Origin of the sequence: Flavobacterium ajazii, from assembly GCF_010614725.1 — a bacterium.
In the GTDB taxonomy this organism is placed as follows: domain Bacteria; phylum Bacteroidota; class Bacteroidia; order Flavobacteriales; family Flavobacteriaceae; genus Flavobacterium; species Flavobacterium ajazii.
The window spans coordinates 1-3,834 of the sequence record NZ_JAAEHL010000025.1 but is presented as its reverse complement, the minus strand read 5'-3'; the positions used below and the strand labels follow the sequence as shown (position 1 = coordinate 3,834).

The 3,834-nt window shown below is 30.4% G+C and carries 3 protein-coding genes; all 3 read left to right on the top strand.

Going from position 1 to position 3,834, the window contains the following annotated elements:
• Positions 1 to 113: 113 nt before the first annotated feature.
• The 3 genes from GWR14_RS23640 (at position 114) to GWR14_RS23630 (ending at position 3,559) form a co-directional block, all read left to right on the top strand.
• The gene (locus GWR14_RS23640) at positions 114 to 761 is read left to right on the top strand and encodes a TLD domain-containing protein (protein ID WP_163411608.1); all 648 of its coding nucleotides are present in this window, start codon (positions 114 to 116) and stop codon (positions 759 to 761) included.
• A 1,001-nt stretch (positions 762 to 1,762) separates the two neighbouring features.
• Entirely contained in the window at positions 1,763 to 2,728 is a 966-nt protein-coding gene (locus GWR14_RS23635) for a hypothetical protein (protein WP_163411607.1), read from the top strand.
• A gap of 267 nt (positions 2,729 to 2,995) precedes the next feature.
• On the top strand, positions 2,996 to 3,559 hold the full coding sequence (locus GWR14_RS23630; RefSeq protein WP_163411606.1) for a hypothetical protein: 564 nt from the start codon (positions 2,996 to 2,998) through the stop codon (positions 3,557 to 3,559).
• Positions 3,560 to 3,834 lie beyond the last annotated feature (275 nt).

The following is a 3,834-nucleotide window of genomic DNA, read 5'->3' as shown; positions in this document are numbered from 1 at the left end:
ACTTACAACTCGTGTAAATAACTATTTTTGGGTAAACGTAGTTAACTAAAAAGGGTTTTTAGACGAACTGACGTTATAAGCAACCTTAAGAAAGAGTATTTAAAGAAAGAAATATGGATTTTTATAAATTTGAGAATGAACTTAACGAATTTGTCAAAGTTGGCAACCTTGAAAAGGCTATTGAAATTACAGAATCTGAATTAAAAAAACTTCCAACAACAGATTTCCATAAAGTCCTAAATCGTGATTTACTCCATTTAGGTAAAAATCTAAACGATTATTTAGCAACATTCTATAAAAACTCAAAAAACTATTTTGAAGGGAAAAGTGAAAGTTTTCTAAGTTCACTCTTTCAAAAAAACAAAGCAACTGGCAAAAACCTTAGTGCAATTTACTGTGAGATGAATGGTTTTACAATAAATTATGATTTATGGTTTTTATCAGGTTTTGCATTTAGTTTTTGTAATGACTTAGATGATATTGATTGGCTTGCTGATTATGATTATTCAACTGACAGGATTTTTACAATTACGGGATTTGAAGATTTGCAAAACGTCTATAAAGATTATATGGAAAATGAAAAATGGAATGATGTAAATCTAGAAATCGCTTGTGATCTTTGCGCAATTTTAATAACTCTAAGACTGGAAGAACTATTTAATAAAACTTATATAGATGCCGATAATAGAAACGAAAACTGGTCGAAAATCCCTGTTTTTGTAACTTCTCATGATATGGAATTAGTATATAAAACAAAATAAAGGCAGCTTATAACAGCAGTTTGGCTCAATAGCTACTTTTAGTTTTAAAACAACGTTCGATTTTCCGCTGGAAAATCTTATCTTAGCAAGAAATAATACGTTTCACGCAGCCGCTACTGCGCCAAGCTGCGGAACGTTGTGGGAGAGTTTCACAGCCAATTCGTGCCGAATTGACGCTTTTATTTTCAATAGAAATCAAAGCAGAAACGTAAAAAACAGAACGCAGACAGAACGCTGAATTTGAAAAATTGGAATCTGCCAAACTTACGCCGAAAAGCAAAAGCGTGAAAAGCAGAAACGTGAAAGTTGGAATCGATAAGCAGAAGCGTGAAAACTCAATCTGCCAAACTTACGCTGACTTTCGAAATCGATTTGCTGAAACCGAAAACAGAATATAAAAGCCGAAAATTGAAACTAAAAACATAAACTAGACGCATCAAGAAACCCTCCCACAACAGCCGTTACACGAGATTTGGGCATTAGGCTAAATTTAAAAATGGTCTTATATTTGGAAAATTTGGCAAATCCGAAAAATGGGCTTAATTTAATCCCAAACCTCGTGTAGCGCCAGAACGTTATGGTGTATAGCTCAGTTGACGAGAAACAGCTGAATTTAATCAGGAGATTTAATTCGGAAAAGCAAAACGAAGCAGAAACCGATCTGACCGAAATCTGAACTGAAACTCACCGCTAAATTGTTGCGGAAAAACAAAACGTGAACCGCTTTTCGGACAATCGAAAGCGGAATTTTTTTTGCATTTAACTAAAGTTTGAAATTTAAAAGCCGAAACTAATCAGGACGAAAATCAGAAGGAGGGAAGCTATCCGAAATTGGAATCTATAATTGAAACGTCCAAGCTTTGGTGCTCAACATACGTGTCGCTACACACCATAACAGCCGTTACAAGACATAGCTTCTGAAATCACAGAATTTAAAGATATCTATAGTTAAATCTTAAACAAAAAAACGCTGAAGAAAAAAATCAAACTAAGTAGAAATTATGGATAAGAAAAAAATACATAAGAATGATTTTATTTATAATTCTGAAAACATTATAAAAAAAAAATATCAAAATGTTGATTTCAAAAGTTTTTCATCTAATCCTTTTATTGAATATCAAAACTTAATTGATTTAGCTTATTTATGCGAGTCTAATGTCTTAGAAACTAACTTAAAATCAATAGGTATAGTAGGTACCCAAATAATAACACAATCGGAAGATATAAGAAATAAAATCTTTTTTGATTTTAATTGGAAAAAAGCCTTAATTGACTATCACTCATTCATTATTAATCTGTCACTGACTGATCCTAATAAAAGAGAAGTAGATGAAATTAGAGAAAAAAAAAGACAATTTAAATGGAATTCTCAAAATATAATTCCGTTAATTAATATTTTTGACAATGTTGATGGCCTATGGGAAATCATTGTAACTAAAGTTGAGTGGAATTCAGAAAATATAATTCCATATATTGATAAATTTGATAAAATACAGGGTTTATGGGACTTAATTGCAGTGAATACAGCAGACATTAGTTTTATAAAAGAAATTTTCAACAAAATCTCCTTCACTTATTTTATACGCTATAATAAAAAAGCTGTATGGAATAGCTGGCTTCTAAGTAAATTATTTGACTTAGATTTACCTTTATTTGCTGATTCTAGAGGTTCTAAAGGTGAATCTTTTTTTCAATTACCTACCATATTGCAAAATATAAAAATAAGTAATGAAGCATTGTTGAAATACAAGGATTTTTGGCAAAATGATTATGTTTTTCATACTTATACTTACAAAAGAGGAGAAAGTTTTACTTATTATAGAGGTGTATTTCCTTTATACAAAAGATTATTTAACAATAAATATCTTGACATTGATTTTGTAGGTAATTATATTTTACCACAAAATGTAAACTTAGAAAAATTAAGAATAATAGATAATAATAAGGACTATTTAGAAGAATATTAGTTGTTTATAGCATCTAAAATTCTATTTTAGTTCACTAAGAGAGAAAAATAACTACTCTTAAAAAACTTCAAAATTTCAAATAAGAAGAAAATGTTTGCGCATATAGCTACGTCTTGTAACAGCCACTACAACGGATTTGGGCATTGGACTTAATGGAAAGATGGTTTTGTATTTGGGATGATTTGGCAAATCCGAGAAATGGGCTTAATTTAGTCCCAAACCCGCTGTAGTGCCAGAACGTTATGCCTCAGTTTACAGAACATAAATATGAAAGAACAACATAAAGAGTTAATTGAACTTATTATTTCAGAATTTAAGAAATCTGAAAATAGAGTTATGTATAGGCAAGATTTAGACGAATTTTTTCCTGATTCAGATACAAAAGGAACTATTTTTAATATCATACTTAAAAATTTAAAATTAATAGAACCTGTCATTGGAGAAAACTATAATTATACTCTCACAAAAGAAGGCTATAATTTTACTTCTTTTAAAGATATAGAATCTAAAGAATTAGCTTTAAAATTAAAAGAAGATGCAGAATTAGAAAATATAATTACATCTACAAAAGTCAATAAATGGCTTCTAAAAACTAAATGGTACCCATTAGTCATTTCAATAATTGCCGTACTCGTTTCTATATATTTTGGCTATAAAGACAGTACTAAAAACAACGAATTAGAACAACGAATAATAAACCTAGAAGAGAAATCAAAATCATTAAAAAATGATGCCAAACCTTTAAAGATTTATCCCAAGGAAGTGGTTGAGAAAGTAACCGCCAAAAAGATTGACACTTTAAAGAAAACTTTGAAAAAAACTTTGCCATAATAAATAATTTTTAAAATACTTCCGACTTAAACGGTGCGGAAGCGAAACCGAAAATTGGAATAAATAAAAAACCGAAGGCATAACAGCGGCTTGGCGTGATTGCGAATTTAGTAGTAAAATCAGGTTTACATTTCGCAAGAAATTTTATCTTTAACAGAAAATAATCAGTTCCGAAGCTCGCAACCACGCCAAGCCGCGGAACGTCAAACTGTCTAAAAACCTCCCTTTTCACTTTAAATTCATTGGCTTAAAACTTGGCTAAAACCTGGATATTT